6 protein-coding genes are annotated in these 18,085 nt (G+C 57.4%); 4 read left to right on the top strand and 2 right to left on the bottom strand.

The annotated features are described in order from the left end of the window. The gene (locus CA85_RS06215; RefSeq protein WP_146390470.1) at nt 1-828 is read right to left on the bottom strand and encodes a DUF58 domain-containing protein; all 828 of its coding nucleotides are present in this window, start codon (nt 826-828) and stop codon (nt 1-3) included. A gap of 50 nt (nt 829-878) precedes the next feature. Then, nucleotides 879-1,889, bottom strand: coding sequence for an AAA family ATPase (locus CA85_RS06210; protein WP_146390469.1), 1,011 nt, complete (start codon nt 1,887-1,889; stop codon nt 879-881). Between the two features lie 137 nt (nt 1,890-2,026). Here CA85_RS06210 and CA85_RS06205 point away from each other — a divergent pair, with 137 nt between their 5' ends. The 4 genes from CA85_RS06205 (at nt 2,027) to CA85_RS25950 (ending at nt 17,834) form a co-directional block, all read left to right on the top strand. Further along, nucleotides 2,027-14,188 (top strand): DUF1583 domain-containing protein, encoded by a 12,162-nt coding sequence (locus CA85_RS06205; protein WP_186774779.1) that lies wholly within the window; start codon nt 2,027-2,029, stop codon nt 14,186-14,188. Between the two features lie 400 nt (nt 14,189-14,588). After that, nucleotides 14,589-16,076, top strand: coding sequence for a hypothetical protein (locus CA85_RS06200; RefSeq protein ID WP_146390467.1), 1,488 nt, complete (start codon nt 14,589-14,591; stop codon nt 16,074-16,076). A 690-nt stretch (nt 16,077-16,766) separates the two neighbouring features. Further along, complete coding sequence (locus CA85_RS06195; protein ID WP_146390466.1) at nt 16,767-17,051, top strand: hypothetical protein; 285 nt, start codon at nt 16,767-16,769, stop codon at nt 17,049-17,051. A gap of 201 nt (nt 17,052-17,252) precedes the next feature. Beyond that, on the top strand, nt 17,253-17,834 hold the full coding sequence (locus tag CA85_RS25950; RefSeq protein ID WP_186774778.1) for an IS66 family transposase: 582 nt from the start codon (nt 17,253-17,255) through the stop codon (nt 17,832-17,834). The last annotated feature ends 251 nt before the right edge of the window (nt 17,835-18,085 follow it).

The following is an 18,085-nucleotide window of genomic DNA, read 5'->3' as shown; positions in this document are numbered from 1 at the left end:
TTACTCTCCCGTTGCCGAAGTTCGCATCATGCTCATCACCAGCTGGTCAAATGGCACCGTCGACGGCGACTGCGTGCAGCCGAGGCCGTAGTTGGCACAGTAATCACGGACGGACTGTTGGTGAGCCTGAAACAGTTTCTTGTACGAACGCAAATGTTTTTCAGTAACCGTCACCATTCGCACCGAATCGGTTTCCACGTCGATCAGCTCGGCGTCGCCGAGCAGTTTGGGATCGGCTTCCTGGGGGGCGTGTAGCTGCAGCACGTGAGCATCGAAGCGACGTGAACGCAGCAGATCGAGTCCTGGTTGAAAGCCATTGGGATCAAACAGATCGCTGATCACGACCGCCAACCCCGATCTCGCCCCACGATGCACCAATCCCTGGACCGCCCGAGACAGATGCGTGTCCTCACCCGATGGTGAGAGTGACTCTAAAAACCGCATCAACGCCAAGATCCGAGCCTTGCCGCGCGTGACAGGAAATTCTTCGACAATTCCGTCGGCGTAGGCAAGCACTGCGATGCGGTCCAAGTCCGCCAGAGCAATGTAGGCGAGTGCGGCGGTGAGATGGCGTGCTAAGTCAAACTTAGCAGGATCGCCCATCACCATGCTCGGCGAACAATCGAGCAAAAGGTAAACGTGCAGATCCTGTTCTTCTTGGAATCGTTTGAGCAGCAGGTCTCCGTGACGAGCGTAGATATTCCAGTCCAAGTAACGGAGGTCATCACCGGGCGTGTATTCGCGGTGGTCGGAAAACTCAATCCCCGATCCCATCTGCGTCGTCCGGCGCTGGGCCAGCAACGTGCCGCGGAAGACACGTTTGGACATGATGGAAAGGTATTCCAATCTTGTCAGAAAATCGGGTGGAAAGAGCTCGCTCACGCTGCCGCCAACGAATCTTCGGCAACGTCAGCGATGATCTTAGCGATCACGTCATCCGCACTGATGCCCTCGGCCTGACCTTCGAAATTCAGGATCAACCGATGTCGCAGCACAGGCGTCGCCATGCAACGCAGGTCTTCACGAGCGACATGGTATCGGTTGTCGAGAATCGCGCGAATCTTGGCACCCAAGATGAGTGACTGCAAACCTCGCGGTGACGCTCCATAACGGACATACTTCTTGGTCGCCTCGGCGGCGAGTTCATGCTCAGGGTGCGTGGCGACGACCATAGCGATGCCATAGCGTCGCACGTCCGAGGCGATGGGGATCAGGCGAGCGAGCGCGGACATCTCCAGGATGCGTTCGCCCGTCATCACGGCTTCGGCGCGAGGATGAATCGATTCGGTGGTGCGGTCGAGAATCGTCTCGAGATCACTCACCGTCGGATACTTGACCAAAAGCTTGCAGAAGAACCGATCCAATTGGGCTTCGGGCAGCGGATAGGTGCCTTCCATCTCGAGCGGGTTCTGGGTCGCCATCACAAAGAAAGGCTCCGCGAGTTGGTGGGTTGTCCCCGCCACCGTGACGCTGTGTTCCTGCATCGCCTCGAGCAACGCTGATTGAGTTTTGGGCGTCGCCCGGTTGATCTCATCAGCCAACAGCACGTTGGCGAACAAGGGCCCGCGTTGAAACTCGAATCCCTTGCGACCGTCGGGCGATTCCACGATCACCTGGGTGCCGATGAGGTCTGCCGGCATCAGGTCGGGGGTGAACTGGATCCGATGGAAATCCAAATGCAACGCTTCGGCGAGAGTACGAACCGTCAGCGTTTTGCCCAGTCCTGGAACCCCTTCGAGCAACACGTGACCGCCAGCGATCAACGAGATCAGCATATCGTCGAGGATCTCATGTTGGCCGACGATCACCTTGGCGATCTCCGATTTCAGAAGATCAAAATCACGACGAAAATTGTCGAGTTGCTGTTTCAATTGGTCGTCGATGGTCATCGAAGAAGTCTCATGGAGGAGGAAAGCTTGTCGCGATTCTATCCGCAATGACGCCACGCTGCAGTTGCGTTGTGTTATTTTGTTGGATGTCCTTGGACGATAGCGACAGGCGACTATTTCTTTTCAGAGGTTATCCGGTGAAATTTGCGAACGCTTCAAAATACTTGATCTTGAGTATGGTCGTCGGATGGGCAGGCATCGCCGCGCCACTGCCTACCTTGGACGCGGCACCTCAAAGTGTAGCCGATGATAACGCCGTCGTTGCGGACGAGCTTTCCGAAGACGAACTTCGCCAGATCCAAACGGCCGAGCGGTTTCTATCGATCCTCAAAAGAAACCCAAGGCGTGGCACGGCGCTGGACCGCGTCTACGGACACCATATCGAATTTGGAACACTCGATGAGTTGGTCGATTCGCTCGAGGAAGAAGCGAAGGAGGCGGCCGATGACGGTGCCGCCTCGATGCTGCTCGGCCTCTTTGAATCTCAGCGTGGCAATGATGGGGCGGCGGTTGACGCGTTCGAGCGAGCCGAAGAGCTGCGTCCCGATGATGCCATGGCTCCCTACTATCTCGCCCAATCTCAGTTGCGGATTGGCCAAGCCCAGGAAGCGGTCGCGTCGATGGAACGCGCGATCGCATGTGAGCCACGTCGCGCCGATCTGTTAGAAATCTATCAACAGCTCGGCCGTGTCCACCAACGCGCCCAGCGCACCGACGATGCGATGGAAGTTTGGCAAAGACTTGAATCGCTGTTCCCCGACGACCCCCGCGTGCTCGAGCAGATCGCTGTCACCCTGGCTGAAGAGGGCCAGCCCGCTCTGGCGTTGCCGAAGTATGAGACCTTGGCGACGCTCGTCAACGATGACTACCGCCGCGTGATGTATGAAGTCGCCGCAGCGGAACTGCGGATTAAAACTGGAGAGCGGGATGAGGGGATCGCCGCACTCGAGAAGATCTTGTCGGACCTGAACCCGGACGGTTGGCTGTATCGTGACGTTCGCCGCCGGATCGACGACGTGTTCCTCCGTTCGGGCGACCAGGACAATTTGGTCAAGTATTACGAGCGTTGGCTCGAAGCCCATCCCGATGATATCGACGGGATGTCGCGTTTGGCACGCTTCCTCGCATCCTCGGCGCGGATGCCCGAAGCGAGACAGTGGATGGAGAAAGCACTCGAACTGGCACCATCGCGAACCGATCTACGGAAGTCTTATATCGATCTGTTGGTCAATGACCAACGCTTTGCTGAAGCGATTGAACAGTACGAAGCCCTCGTGGAATCGGCACCGGGCAACCCTGACTTCCTACGCGACTGGGGCAAGCTCGTCCTGCGAAACAAGGAGATGGCCAAAGCAGATCGAGAACAGCAAGCCGAACGGATCTGGAACCGGATGTTGGAGGGGCATCAAGACGACGCCGTCGTCGTCTCGCAGGTCGCCGACCTGTTTCGGCAGAACAATCTCTTTCCGCAAGCCGAGGAGCTATATCGACGTGGAATTGAATTGGCACCCGCCGACCCGCAGTATCGGGAGTACTTAGGCGAGTTCCTTTTCATCCGAAAACGACCCGAGGAAGCACTTGGTGTCTGGTCGGGGATCGCACAAGGCGACCGAAAAACCGCCGTGAACCTGACCCGATTGGCGGAGGTTTACAACAGTTTCGGGTTCCCGGAGAAAGCGGTCGAGGAGATCGCTGCTGCTGTTGAGCTCGACCCCAAGAGCTTTCACCTGCAAATCCGCGCCGCGGACTACCATAGCCGCGCCGACAAGTTTGACGATGCGATCGCGTACATCGATCGAGCCCGGGAACTCGCCGCGAATGAAGACGAGCGGGAATCTGTCGTGACGCAGCGAATTGAAATTCTGCAGACGAGCCAACGGCTCGAGGAAGAGTCCGAAAGATTGGCCGAAGGGCTGCGTGAAAAGCCCGATGCTACGTCCACTGATTGGTTTCGGCTCGCCCGGTATTATGAGGCTGCCCGGCGTTGGGCCGATGCGACGGCAGCGATCGACCGAGCGATCGAGATCGATCCGAAGTCCATCATCGCCCTGACCGCAGCGGCGCGGATCGCCGAAACGTCAGGCAATTACGAGCGAGCAGCGAACACGAGCCGGAAACTGGCCCAGATCGATCGCCGCTCTCGCGGTGATCATCTGATGAACGTGTCCCGTCTGGAAGCCCAACTCGGACGCTCCGATGAGGCGCTCGCGGCAGCCAAGGAGTTAATCGTTTCTGCCCCGGGCAATACCGATCACTATGAGTTCTACGCCCAGATGTGTTTTCGCATGGGGCAAACTGAAGACGGACTCGAGGCACTCCGCAAAGCCGTCCGTATCAATCCCAATGAACCGCATCTGATCATGGCCCTTGGCGCGGCCCTCGCTGAACAGCTGCGTTCGGATGAAGCGATCGAAGTGTACTGGCGTGCCTTCGAGAAGTCTGACGAAGTCGAAGATAAGGTCAGCCTGACGACGAAACTCGCCAACCTTTACCAGCAGACGAATCGGTTCGACAAACTGATCGAACGCTTTGAACGAGATCGACGAGAAGAGGATCTACGGCGTGAACTGACAATTTGTCTGGCACAGGCTTGGCACACGACGGGCGATTTCGGAGCGGCGCGACAGGAACTCGAAAGTTTGCTGAGCGAAGACACCCGCGACACCAATCTACTCAATCAGTTAGCGAAACTTTGTCAGGACGGCGCCGAACTCGATGCCGCAATCGGCTACCAACGTCAACTCGTCGCGATCGCTCCCGGTCACGAGACCGAGTTCCCTCTGGCGACGATGCTGATGTCCAATGGGCAGACCGACGAGGCGCGGGAGATCTTCGTCAAGCTGACGCGCCGTGAAGAGGACCCCATCCGCCAGATGAGGACAATCGACTCGCTCCTGCGGCAGGGAAATAACGAAGCAGCCATCGACGTCATCGAACCGTTGCTGGCACAATCACGCGACGATTGGGAACTGCTCTATCGGGAAGCGATCGCCTGGACTCAATTGGAGAAGACCGCAGAGGCCAAAAATCGATTCGATCGAATCCTATCACTCACGCTGCCCTACGATTCCATGGGCAGATCGGCTGAGGCGAAGTGGAAGCGAGATCAAGCCAAGGCCAAGTCGAATAACTTGCGCGGTATCACGTCGGCGGCGCCCCAGCGTCAGTCGCCGTTGGCGATGAGGTCCATGGCTGCCCAGGTCCAACAAGCCACAGGGTTGGTCGCCGATAATCGTTACTACCAACCGGGGACGACGCCGCAGCTTTGGACACCCGACGTCTACGGCGTCGCGCGAATGGCCGCCATGGGATGGCTGCTCAAGTTGCAACAAGACGCCGAGCAGGAGACGGGGGCGGACGCGGAGAGTCCGGCTGACGGGAACGACGATCCGGTGTCATTCGCCGATGCGATCAATCAAAAGGCAGAGGAGGACGACGCTCCACGAAACGCAATCTACGATGCCCTCTATCTCGCTGCATTGCAAGACTCCAACCAACAGGTCTATCAAATCGCTCGCGCGATGGCGAGGGACGGAGGCACCGAGGAAAAACGTTTCTTTCTGTCGTCGTTGACACTCCGAGATGCCCAACCCGCAGGTAACCAGCGGAATGCCGCAGTCACCAAGACGCCACTTAACGAAGAGGATCTGCAGTTGGTCCGCGACTGCTACGCTGACTTGGCTGAGGAGAATCAGAATGTCGATTTGTCAGCGGTCTATGGCGGCAACATCGCCTATGACAGCAACGGGCAAGCATACGCACTGATTGGCGGCAGCTATCAAATGCTGTCCGGCGTTTTCAAAGGCGAAGGGGTCTTCCTCAACACCTTGGTGGAAGAACTCCGCTTGGCAGGGCACGAAGAGGAAGCGGAAACGCTGCTCAACGAACATCTCCAGGAAGCAGAGACTGCAGGACAACTCGCTGCTGCGATGGCGTTGTTACTGCAAGAAGATCGAGACGACGAAATCGAAGCCTACTTCCAACGTTGGCATCAGGCCGCACTTGAGCAGATCGACGCCGCACCTGTGGAGCCGCCGGCGCGCGGGAGCAATCGCACGGCGAATGCACAGTCGAAGGCGAATGCCAACGTGCTGGCGGCGGCAAGCCTCACGGTCCAGCGCTGGATGGGACAACTTGCTGCGGCAGAGGAAAACGATCAATTGCTAACGATTCTCGATTCCGTACTCGATGTCTCCATCGCTGAAGCGAAGCACCGCCGCCTCGTCGACGCCCTCAAAACTCGGCGGAGTCCACGCGCGACCACCAGCACCACGAACCGGCGAGTCCTGATCATCTATGGCGAGGAGTCAAACAACGTCAATGTCGCGTTTCCTCCCTCGAGCTTGTTCCTCGACAGCGCAACGATGTCGCTGCTGCGTCAGGTTCACGAGAACTTGACCAAGAACGATGTCGGGAGTGATTTGGTCGATCGTTTGCAGACACGGCTCGCCGCAGCCGATGATGCGGATTCAGTCGCCGTTCTCTGCAACCAACTCTACCTCGCTGGAGCCGCTTGGTGGGCGGACGAGCGAGATGATGCGATCGAGTGGATGGCAAAGGTTTCCGAGCAGTTGCCCAATGATTTGTCCATGCAGTTTGATATGGCGAGCATGTACGAACAACGCGGTGACTTTGACGACGCGTTAACGATCATCGAGTCGATCGAGCCGCGCGACCAACAGGTTTTGCAGCGAAAGGAGATTGCCGTCTTGCAGCTCGCCGAACGAATCGGTGACATCGATCGCGCTCGCACCGCCGCAGAGCGTTTGTTTGGTCTTCGCCTGAGTTCGCAGATGCAGCTGAGTTTAGTGAAACGGATGCGCCGGCTCGGCCTCAGTGAAATGGCCGATGCCGTGATCTCCCGCATCGAACGGACCAGCAGCAATCAGGCCTCGTCCATGGCGTCATTGATGATGCTCTACCAGGGCCAGGGGAAAACCGACAAGGCGAACCAGGTCGCCCACATGCTGCTCCGCCGCACCTCGTCACCGATGTCGGTGAACGCCCGTTCTTCTCGCAATCCGCTGCGATATCAATCCAGCGAGAGTGGCGTGCGGAAGCAAGCGATTAGCGTTCTGCAGCGTTCAGGAGCTCTCAACGATCTCGTCGAGCGACTGGAGACGCAGTACGCGCGCTCACCGGACTCGGACAAGTTGCTCGAACAGTTGATTGAGTTCTATTCGGTCACCGGGGAGAAAAAGAAAGCACTCACGCTGCTGACCGAAGGGGTCGAGCGACGTCCCGACTCGCCCATGCTGCATCTTCAACTCGCTAAACAGTTCGAGCAGACTGCCAAGATTTCAGAAGCCTGCGACGAGTACCTGGAGGTGCTCAAGCTGCAGCCCAATTGGATCACGTCGGAGCTGTACCAAATCCAACGAGTCTTTCGGCAAGCCAAACGGCAGGTTGATCTTGTTAAAGGCCTTACTGAGGTCGACTTGAGTTCGATCAGCCAGCCCTACTACCTCGGACAAGCGGCCTCCTCGCTACTGCAAGAGGGTGAGAACGTGGAAGTCGCGATCGCTCTGCTCGAAAGAGCCTTTGACGCGTTTCCGCAGTATCGCTCAGACCTTTTCCAGAACTTTCGCGATCCGGAAATCCTTAAAAACCCTCGTGTCTACGCGTTCGCTAAGAAAATGGTCGTCCCGTCGGCGATGGACATCAAATCCAATCGCTGGACGGGAGTCGATCGGATCTACTCCAATTCCGGCAACGGTGAAGTTTCGACGCAGTTTGACCAGCTCCTGCAGGGTATCAAGTCCACTGACAACATCGAAGATTTTGAAACCACGATTCGCTCTGCCGCCGAGGCGAACTCGGATTGGCTGGGCGGGCAGGCCATGTTGGCGATGATAGAGTTGGCGACCGACCGCGATGAAGCGGGACGGAAGCGGTTGGAATCAATCGTGGACGATGAAGAGGTCATGCAGACCATTCCGTCCGACGCCTGTTGGATCATTGGGCAAGTACTCGATCGCAGTGCCGACACCGAAGAACTCGCGATGAGACTGTTCGAGAAAGCGGTTAAGAACCCATCACGAAATCACTCGAGCCAACTGCAATACAGCCCGGTTGCGAAGTTGATTCAGGCGTACGAAGACGATGGTCGAAAAGAGGACGCTCGAGATCTCCTGCTGGACCAACTCAATGGTATTGGTTCGGAGCAATATGACCAGTCCTATGCATCGTATCAGCGTCTGGAGAGTATGCAGTGGGCGGGCAAGCGATTGTTGGCGTTGAACTTTCCTGTCGATGCGATTCGCATGTATCGCCAAACGCTCGATGACCCCGAGGCCATGCAGGCTGCGGTGCGGTTTAGCGGTCGCGGTGAGAACGGATACAAAACGCAGGCGGAGGCGGGCATCAAGGAGGCGTTGGCGTTAATGAAGCCTGAGATGGCCGATGAAATGGTTGCGCAGCTGCTGAGCGTTGATGGAGAGGCTGCGTCCAGAGGCGCTGCCGTGGATCTGATGGTCGGCATCCCGGGGGTCGACGCGTCATCAGTCCAGCCGATGGAGAGTGCCTATGTGGCGTTGCTCATTCGTCTGTCACAGGATACCGAGTCAGCTACGGCGATCGTCAAACGGCTCGATGATTTAGGACGCCAATACCCGGACGACGTATCGATCGCGATCGCCGATGCTGCTTGGAAGCTGCAGTCGGGGCGCGAGGGTGCCGGTGCAGCGGTCGATCGAGTCAGCTCGATCGTTGAGTCAAACCCACTCGAAGCAATCGCCCAGGGACGACGTCCAAATTCCCGTCAACGCAAGAACGCCGCAAGCTATCTGCCGGTTTGGTTGGTGGCTCGGCAGTGCCTGAGCCAGCCCGAACGGCGTGAGGTCGGTCAATCACTCGCCGAGGTTGCATTGACGGCCGCCGAGCGACAAGTTTCATTCAAAGATCAAACGTCGGTTCTGTTTGAATGGGGCCAACGTCTCGCCGAGCAGGGCGACATCGAGGGGGCTCAGAAACGTTGGTCGCAGCTCCTCGACACCGTGACGCAGCGGCCAACCACCTCTGGAAAAACGGCGAATGAGGGTAGCGACACGAAGAAAGACTTCGTTCCGCCGCTCACCGTATCCCAGTTTCGTGTCGCTGCCCTGGTAGGCAAAGCAGCGGCTCAGCGTGGCATGCCGGCACTCTCGCGGAAGGCGGTCCGGGAAGCACTGCGTGGCGGATTCCCCGTCGCCGATGTGTCCAGTGACAGTCTCAGCAACTCGCAATCGAATCCATACGCGATTGTGACGAGCAGCAGCAGCAGCAACGACGCCTCGGCCGATCCCATCGAGACCGAGGTTGTCCAGTCGCTTAAAGGAATCGTTCAATTGTGGTCCGGTGAGCAGTACCCGCCGAGCGAATCGTTCGATGTTTTGGCAGCGATGGTGTTGCCCGACAATCGACCTCAAGAAGTGCTGATGTACGTCGACGCGGATATTTTCGCTGGCGAGGCTCAGGGTTTGGCCGAGCCATTGATCGAGAGCGCCGCTGCAGCGGACCGACTCGACGAGTTGGCTCGCCGTCTCGATGAACGCGCCGAGGGTGGAACAAACCGTGTCGCGATCCCGGCGATGGAGACATTGATCGCAATCGCACGGGGCGAGATGGAAACAGCCAACGAGAAGATCACGCAATTGGCGACGGCTTCCGCCACGGGTTTGTCAACGGCAGACGCGCAGATCGCATTCCTAGCCGCCCGGCGGGCCTTTGCTCACGGCGACCTCAAGGCGGCTGCGTTCCCGATCCTCCGCCGCTCGTTGGAAGATAAAATGAATAGCGTATCGGCGAATAACAGTACTGAGCTCAATTTATCCGCGTCATTGCCGCGTCTCGTCAACGAGTATCTGGCCTCGGTGGGCGATGCCGAAGCGGTCCAGGAGTATGTCGAGTCGCTGCTGGCAAGCCGCCAGACCTACTACAGTCGGTACAGTGGCGACTACGGACTCTATCAACAATGGCGAGACCTGGCGGAGATCGCCGCGCAAACAGCAAAGCTCAAGCTCCCCAATCTGACACTGAACCTGGTCGCCCGGACGCTCGATTTTGACGTCGCAAACTATTCACGCCCCGCTTTGGACCAACCGCTGTCTGCGATTTCGAACACGTTGCGTTCGGTCCCGGCGCAGCAGCGTTACCGCACCTGGAAGGACTGGACCCTGCCAGCTGCGAACCGTCTCGCGATTCGTTTTCTGGCCGAGCCGACGCGTTCACGCTACATACCCGCTGCCTTTCTCGAGGGTGAATTGGCGGGCGACGACCAAAATCCCATCCGGATTGTAAGCAATTTCACTGAATTGGTTGCTGCCGCCGAGGCTGCCGATCAACTGGAGGATTTGCGCAGTGAAGTCGAGCCACTTGTGGAGGCGGGGATGCCGGATGCAGAGCCGCTGTTGGGCTTGATCGCGATCGCGATGGATGACCAATCCACGGCGATTGCAATCAATGAGTCGCTCGCCAGTTCGATGAAGGAACGCAGCAAAACCGTGAATTCACGACGCGGCACCCCCATGCTCTTTGGCGACTATCTCGTCCTCCAAGCGTGTTTTCAGTCGGAAGTGATGTCGCCCCTGTTCGACGACCAGTACGCGAATCTGCGATCACGAATGATCGAGAATAGCCAGGTGCAACTGATGAATTTCTTGGTGCGGGATTGGAATGCGCGGGTCTCATCGCCGGCACCGAGATCATCCGCCTATACGGATTTCAAACACTGGATCCCAGCGACGGCGGACAAGGACCGCAGTGGCACGCAGCCCTGGTGGACAAGCTATCAGAATCAGCTCGTTCACCTATGGGGCCCCAAACACGACCACCTGTACCTGCAGTATCCGCTGACAGGCGATTTCTCGCTTTCGATTGAGCGGTTCGACGATAGCTGGGCGGAGTCGAGCGTAGGGATCAATGGCATGAAGATCAATTCGGAGAACGGCCGCACGACGATCAAGTCGATCAGCGATCACGAATCGATCACTCGCAAAGATTCGTTCAACCGGGCCCGCCCGGCATTCGGGACTGTGCGTTTTGATAGCCAGGATTCTCAATTGACCTATTCCATCAATGGGCAGTCGGTCTATACCGAGCCGGCGAGCAGTTCCAGCCCCTGGTTAACACTCACCACGTGGGATTTGCGTTTTGGAGCGATGCGGAATCTTCAAATCGAAGGCAGTCCGGTCATTCCTCGTGAAGTTGCCATGATCGGCGAGGATCGACTCGATGGATGGAATTGCTCAGCCTTCGGAGAATCGCAACCTCGGCATCGCTTGATGGGAGAGACGCCTGAGGACGAGAATTCCTCGTTGGCGTACTATCAGAAGCAGGAACCGGCGGAGTTTGATTGGAATGTCGTCGATGGCGTCTTGAAGGGACGGGCAATGCAATCCGCCAGTGGATCGCCGCGGCAGAGCTGGATTCAATATGAACGGCCCCTGTGCGATGGCGACCAAGTCTCTTACGAATTCTACTATGTCCCCGGCCAATCCGTCGCTCATCCGGCAATCGGCGGTGTCGCCATGATGCTGCAGCCCGATGGTGTGATGAGTCACTGGATATCGGTTCCCGCCTGGGATGGCGCAGGGGCACTGCCAGCAGACAATACGATGATCGAAGCAGATTGTCGCCGCGGACCTCAGTCGCTACCACTCCAGCCCAACGAGTGGAACCGGGTGAGCGTCAAATTGGCTCAAGGCGTGACGGTGGTGTCGCTCAATGACGAGATCGTTTTTGAGCGACCCGTTGAACCCCAGCTTTCGACCCGCTTCGGTGTTTTCCGGTATCAAAACCAAGCGGCTCAGGTTCGCAATCTCCGGCTCAGTGGCGATTGGCCCGAGCAATGGAATGACGCCCTGGTCGCGCGGATCACCGAACTCGAGCAACCGCTTTCCGATGAGCAGCGCCGAGAGGTGGGTGCGATCGTCAACGACGTACCGATTGCCATCCAAGCGGGTGATGCAGTCAGCTCGGCTCGCCAACAGAGCCCGGAAGACGCGTACGAGATGTTGAAAGCGTGGGTCTTGCCGAGCCCCGATCACGCTAACACGCGGCTGTACTACTCACTCGGTCAGCCCCCAGAGGACGAGGTGCTCGCCAACGTCCTAAGCCCGGCAGTGGAACTCATCCGGCTTGCCGCTGACCTGAAAAAGATCGATGAACTCGCCGCTGCTCTCGAGCAGTTGCCTGAAGACGCATCGGGTCGGGATGCCCACAACCGAAGCGCCCTGAGTGGCTTGATCGCCTTGCAAACGGGTGATGAAACGGCGGCCAGACTGGCGTTGCAGCAGGCCTGGCAATTGCTCCGCGATCACGCCACAGACGACTGGACCGCGCGCCAGCGGCATGCGGAGTGGGTGCTCGCTTGGCAAGCGGCACACGAGGCCCGCTACCGGACCGCTGCCTTGGATCTGACGCGGGAACTCCGCTGGGCCGAACGCGATGGGAATCGTAAATCCGGCGACAATCGGTTCTCGCGACACGTGCACGCACTCTTCGGGGACATCGAACAACTCCAACGATTTTCATCCCCAGAGAGCAAGAGTTTGGCAGATGACGGTGTCACCCAGTGGCAGTCCGTTGCCTATTGGAACCCCAAGACCCGCTGGGAAGGCTTCCGTCCGTCCACGTGGGTCGGTGCGAAAGGTTCGCTGCAACACATGCCGTCCGAAGCATGGTCCCAGCTGTTCTTTCAGTCTCCACTGCGAGGTAAGTTTGCCGTGCAAGCCCAGCACTCGAACATGGGACATGAGGAGATCAGCATCGGCTATGGCGAACATGCCGCACAACCGACCTATGATCTCAAGGACGTTCGCGTCCACACGTTGATGCATGGATCGAAATCTGTCGCAGGGAGTGTTGAGTTGCCGCATTGGGATCACCGCACGAACACCCGTTTAGAAGTCGACGGCGACAAACTCACAACCTATAGCAACGGCGTCAAAATCCATGAGGAAACGCTCGAATCATCGGCCAATCCCTGGTTGATGTTGCAATCCGATTCGCCGACCAATTATTCCGCGATCAGCGATCTGCGGATCACGGGCACTCCGACGATCCCAGCTGAAATCGATCTGATTGATATTAACAAGTGGTCGGGTTGGCGTGTCGACATGTATGGCGGATGGCATTCGATGGACTCGGCCTCCGGTGCACCCTGGAAACGCGACGGCGATGAATTGGTGGGGTCACTGCATCCCAATAGCCGTTCGGAGAACTTTGAAGGGTTGATGTTGTACCAGCGTCCGATGCTCGAAGACGGCGTCATCGAAATGGAATGTTGGTATGAGCCGGGAGCCTATGAAGTTCATCCCGCCCTGGGACTCAACGCGTTCCTGATCGCTCCCGATGGAGTTCGGCGGCATCGACTGACAGATACCTGGTACGAATCCAGTGGACTGCCAGCCGACAACGTGGATGACATCGACGGTGCAGCAGAGACCGTACCGCTGAAAGAAAATGCATGGAATCATGTCCGGCTGCAATTGGCGGGCGATCGATTGACCATCGCTGTCAACGACGTCGACGTCCTGGCGTGGGACGTGACCCTGCCGAAATCCGAGCGTCAGTTCGGATTGTTCCGCTACATCACTCAGACCGAGTGCCGGGTGCGAAAGCTGACATATCGTGGGGACTGGCCTAAGAGCTTGCCAACCGTCGCGGAGCAAGATCTCGCCGCACCCCCGGGAGGTGCCTTTGCAGTGAGCGGCTCCACCACGACGTTGGAAACACTCGATCAATTCCAAGCAGCTGGATTCACCGTAAAAGGGCCAGCCGATCGCACGCGGCAAACTTCCGCTGGCATTGAGCAGTTCTTGCACGACAGCAAGGGATACGAGTCCTGGCCAGCACTGGATCTCAACCGCGTCATCGAAGGTGATTTTCAAGTCACCGTGGATTATGCCGATTTAGAAATCACGCCGGTTCAAGAGGGCTGGGGCGTGGTGACGGGGCTGCGCATCGAAATGGACGACCGTGAAAAATCGCTTTGTGAGCTACAGATGTCACTCGATCCGGAAGGTCGGTTGATATGCCGCACGCACGTTTCGCATCAACTACCCAGTGGAGAAGACACCTTTCACGAGGGGTTCCACGTCCACGATGTCGAGACGGCTGGGCGGCTGCGGATGATTCGCCGGGGCGGGCAAATGCATTGCTTGACCGCGGCGGCTGATTCAGACAATTTTCGCTGGCTCGCTGCCTATCCCGTCGGAACAGCTGCCGTCAAATCGATCGAATATGGCTCGAAATGCTCCGATTCAGCTGCCACGGTAGAAATCACACTGAAACGACTCAGCCTCACCGAACAAGAATAAATAGAAATTTTCTCTCCCTCCAGAGAGGCCCCCACGCATATACTCATAGTAGCCCGACGGCTCCGCCCGTCGTCGCTAAGCAACGCACGCTCAATTTCGGTCATAGTGGACGAGACAACGAGTCCAAAGCCGCAGGACTTGTCGCCTCGTCCACTACGAAAACCGACACTTATTCATCGTGTGTTGCTAAGCATCGGGTGAACAACAACTGACGAGTGTAAAAGTGGCGTAAGCTTCCAGCTTGCGATTTTTGCCCACCGCAAGCTGGAAGCTTACGCCACTTGTTGTTCTCCAGCCGCAAAGCATCCCTTTCCGTCACATCTCGCCACATGATCCGCTCAGAACGCGGCAAAATACTACCTTGGCGGCGGGACTAACATCGTCTCTAGGAGTCCCCCTCATGACTCGATTGCAACAACAAATCGAAACCGTGCGTCGTCGCCAGCAACGTCAGTGGCAGTGGCGATGTGCCAGCACCGGGTTACTCGTCAGTGGCACGGCCGCGTGTTTGATGGGCGTGGTCGGGCTGCTGTTGGGTGCAGGGGCCCCGCGTCTCTGGATCGTGGCAGCGGTGATCGCCGGGCCACTGATCGGATTGATTTATGCTGCGATCTCGTCCCGCTCCACCGAGCAAGCCGCTGCAGCGATTGATCAGGCGGGCAATTTGAAGGATCGGACCAGGACGGCGCTGCAGTTCGATCACGAAGCGGACAGTGATACCGCGTCGGCGCTGCGTCGTTTGCAGGTCGCCGATGCCGACGATCATGCGACCCGAATGAGTGCCGACCAAGTCGCACCGATCGCCCGTCCGTCATCCTGGCCGCTGGCGGTCGCCGTCAGTATCGCGGCCATCGGATTGGCCATCTTCTCTGGACCGCGTACGCAGCTTACCGCAGCCGAAGTCAGCAGCGACGTTGTCGGTCAACAAGCCTTGCGGGTCGAGGACAATCTCGAGGACCTCAAGCAGATGCAAAAAGAATCCGACGATCCGGAGCTGAATGAGTTGGTGCAAGATCTCGAAGCGTTGATCGAACAGCTCAAAGAACCGGGAACGGATCCGAAGGAAGCATTGGCGACTCTGTCCGAAATGGAGGCCTCGCTCCAAGACATGCAGCAACAGCTCAACGACCCACAGGCGGCCGCGGAACTGCAAGAGGTCGGCAGCGCATTGGCATTGTCCGATGCGATGGCCAAAGCCGGCCAGTCGCTCGCCCAAGGTGAACTCGAAGAGGCAGCTGAGGAACTCGAAAAACTCGAAATGCCCAAGCTCGATCGCAAGACCGAGAAGGCGATCACAGAGAAGCTCGATAAACTCCAACAGGCCTCGGGCGACGGCAGCCAGAAAAAGTCAATCTCTGATGCAGCCAGCAAGATCAGCCAGGGACTCGGTCAGGGCAAACGCGGTAAATTCAGTGACGGGATGAAGGGTCTCGCCAGCGAAGCTCGCAAACAAGCACGCCGCAAAAAGCTCTCCGACCTGCTCAAGAAACAATGCAAGTGCTTGAGTGAATGCAAGTCGGAATGCGAAAGCGAATGCCGCAGCCAAAATGAATCCAACAAGAAAGGTGGAAAGAAGGCAGGCACCGCACGGAGCACCAATGAGCCGGGGCTCAAAACCGCTCGGCTGAAGACGAACCCTGAGATGAACATCAAGGGCCAGGAATCATCGCAAGGTGATGTGGATGTCGAGACCGAATCGAGCGACCCAAATCAACAGCAAGCCGTTCGCACCTATCGCGAGAAAGCGGACGAGTATGAGGCCCTGAGTGAATCCGTGCTCGATTCTGAATCGATTCCACTCGGCCATCGTCAAACCATCCGCAAGTACTTCGAAATGATCCGCCCGACCGGTGCCGAGATCGACGCGGTGAACGAGGCCACTCCCTAAGGTTTTCGGCTCATCCGCCGGAAGCGTGCGTCCGAGGTTTTCAAGGCATGGCTCCAGTATCCAAGGATTTATTTGTGGGATGTGATTATCAATGTTAGACTGGCACTGCCGGGAGAAACAGAGCCAAGCTCGAATGGCGTGGACTTAAGCGATTGCCGCGTGTGAAACATCCTTCCGTCGAGCTTGTCTCGGCGGAGGAACCAACTGGCAGCTACCGAACAAATGCGAAGTAGAAACGGTGCTCCGTTTCGGGCTTGCCCCGGCGGTCACACGACTTGATTCGCTGATTCCGCCGGGACAAGCCCGGAGCGGAGATCGATGTGGCGAGGACGTTTTGCAGGTAGCTTGCAGTTGCCACTCCGCCCGGACAAGCCGGACGGAAGCGAAAGCAGATGCCCGTGAAACTCGAGTCAACCTGCTTAAATCCACGCCATTGGAGCCGAGCTCTGCAGAGGTGCGGGCTTGGCAAGGGATATCTCGGTCGCCAGCGTTTCCCTGCAAAAGCGGTACGCCAATGGTGTTGTCGGTCCCTGGCGAGCGTTTGTTCGTCAGGGACGCATTTTTGAACGATCATTGGATACGAGAGCCATGCCTGGTATGTCCCCAAGTTAGCCTAAAAAACTACCAGGGGCGCATTCTGAGTGCTTTCATTGAAGGAATTCACTTTCCCTTCAATCAAGGAACTCCGATATGGCAATCGCCACCAAGAAACGTTCGTCAAAATCGTCAAAATCCAATCAGGCCCGTTACATCGGCAAGCCAGCTGGGGTGATTCAGCAGCGAGTCGAGGCGGTCGGTCCCTCTCACTTTGGTGTCGTTTCGGTCGACTGCGCCAAACGCAGATCCAAGTTCCCATCGCAAAACCCACAAACGGGCTCTCCAAAATACTCAGCAATTCGGCAAAACGACCAATTCGGGCCTCAAATCCATACAGTCATAATTTGGCAGAAAGTGCGACCGCAATTCGGTCGGTAACAGTCACGACTTCGTCCCGGCGGTCACGATCCTGCGTCGTTGGTTGGAAGACTACCGAGATGACCTCGGCGATCCGACGCCATCGGCCAACTCCGATTCCTTGCAGACATCGTGAGTGATGGCAGTCACTGTGCGCGAATGCTGACATCGTGAGTTGAGTCCGAGCATCGGTTCAGCATCATCGAATTGGAACCCACGTCCATGCGATCGTTCGCTCAGAACGATCGCATTTTTGCTGCGCAGTTAGCTTTCTGCTGCGCAGTTGGCATTGATCGTTCCCTAGCGATCGCAATCGGATTTCGATCAAGAGTCCGAATCGCCGAGCAGATCAATCGGCGCCATCCATCCTTCACGAAGTCGGTCCAGGATCATCCAACTCTCCGACACCAAATCGGCCAAGAAGAGCGGCGCGAAATGCTTCTCCAAATTTCGCACCAATTCGGCCAACACGCCAAAATCACCGCCAAATCCCTACAGTCTCAATTCGGCCAAAAATGCGACATCAAAAAGGCCGGTAACAACTACACCGAGTGGCTGGTCTTTGTTGATGACGACCGGGTGCCCCCGACGAACAATCTTGCCGAGCGCGCATTGCGTCCACTTGTGGTGCTCCGCAAGATCACGTTTGGCCACCGAAGTGAAACGGGCGCCCAGACGATGGCGAGATTGATGACCGTTGCTGAGACAGCGCGTCGCCATGGTCACCGCGCAAGCGACATTTATTTCGAGTTGCTGAGGCGTCCTCCCGACGCGGTTATGCGGCGGCTCTACGCGGATAAATAGGCCATCGAAACCTTGATGCATTGTCGATGGTCTGGGGCGAGAATTCTCTCTCGCCAACAAGCTTCTGATCGCCGTCTAGCGGTCGAGCAGAGCGTCTGGTGGATATTATTCATCAGAGATGAATTGTTACCGGCCTCGCTTTGGTCGCACTTCCCGCCGGTTTTGGGCCGAATTGTTGTCGCAAGTGGCAGTGATTGTTACACCGCTAATTCGGTACAGTCTCGCCCGCCCTCGCAACCCGCAACTCGCAA

Source organism: Allorhodopirellula solitaria (assembly GCF_007859855.1).
GTDB lineage: Bacteria > Planctomycetota > Planctomycetia > Pirellulales > Pirellulaceae > Rhodopirellula > Rhodopirellula solitaria.
Note: the sequence above shows the minus strand (reverse complement) of the source record. Positions and strands in the feature narration are given on the sequence as shown.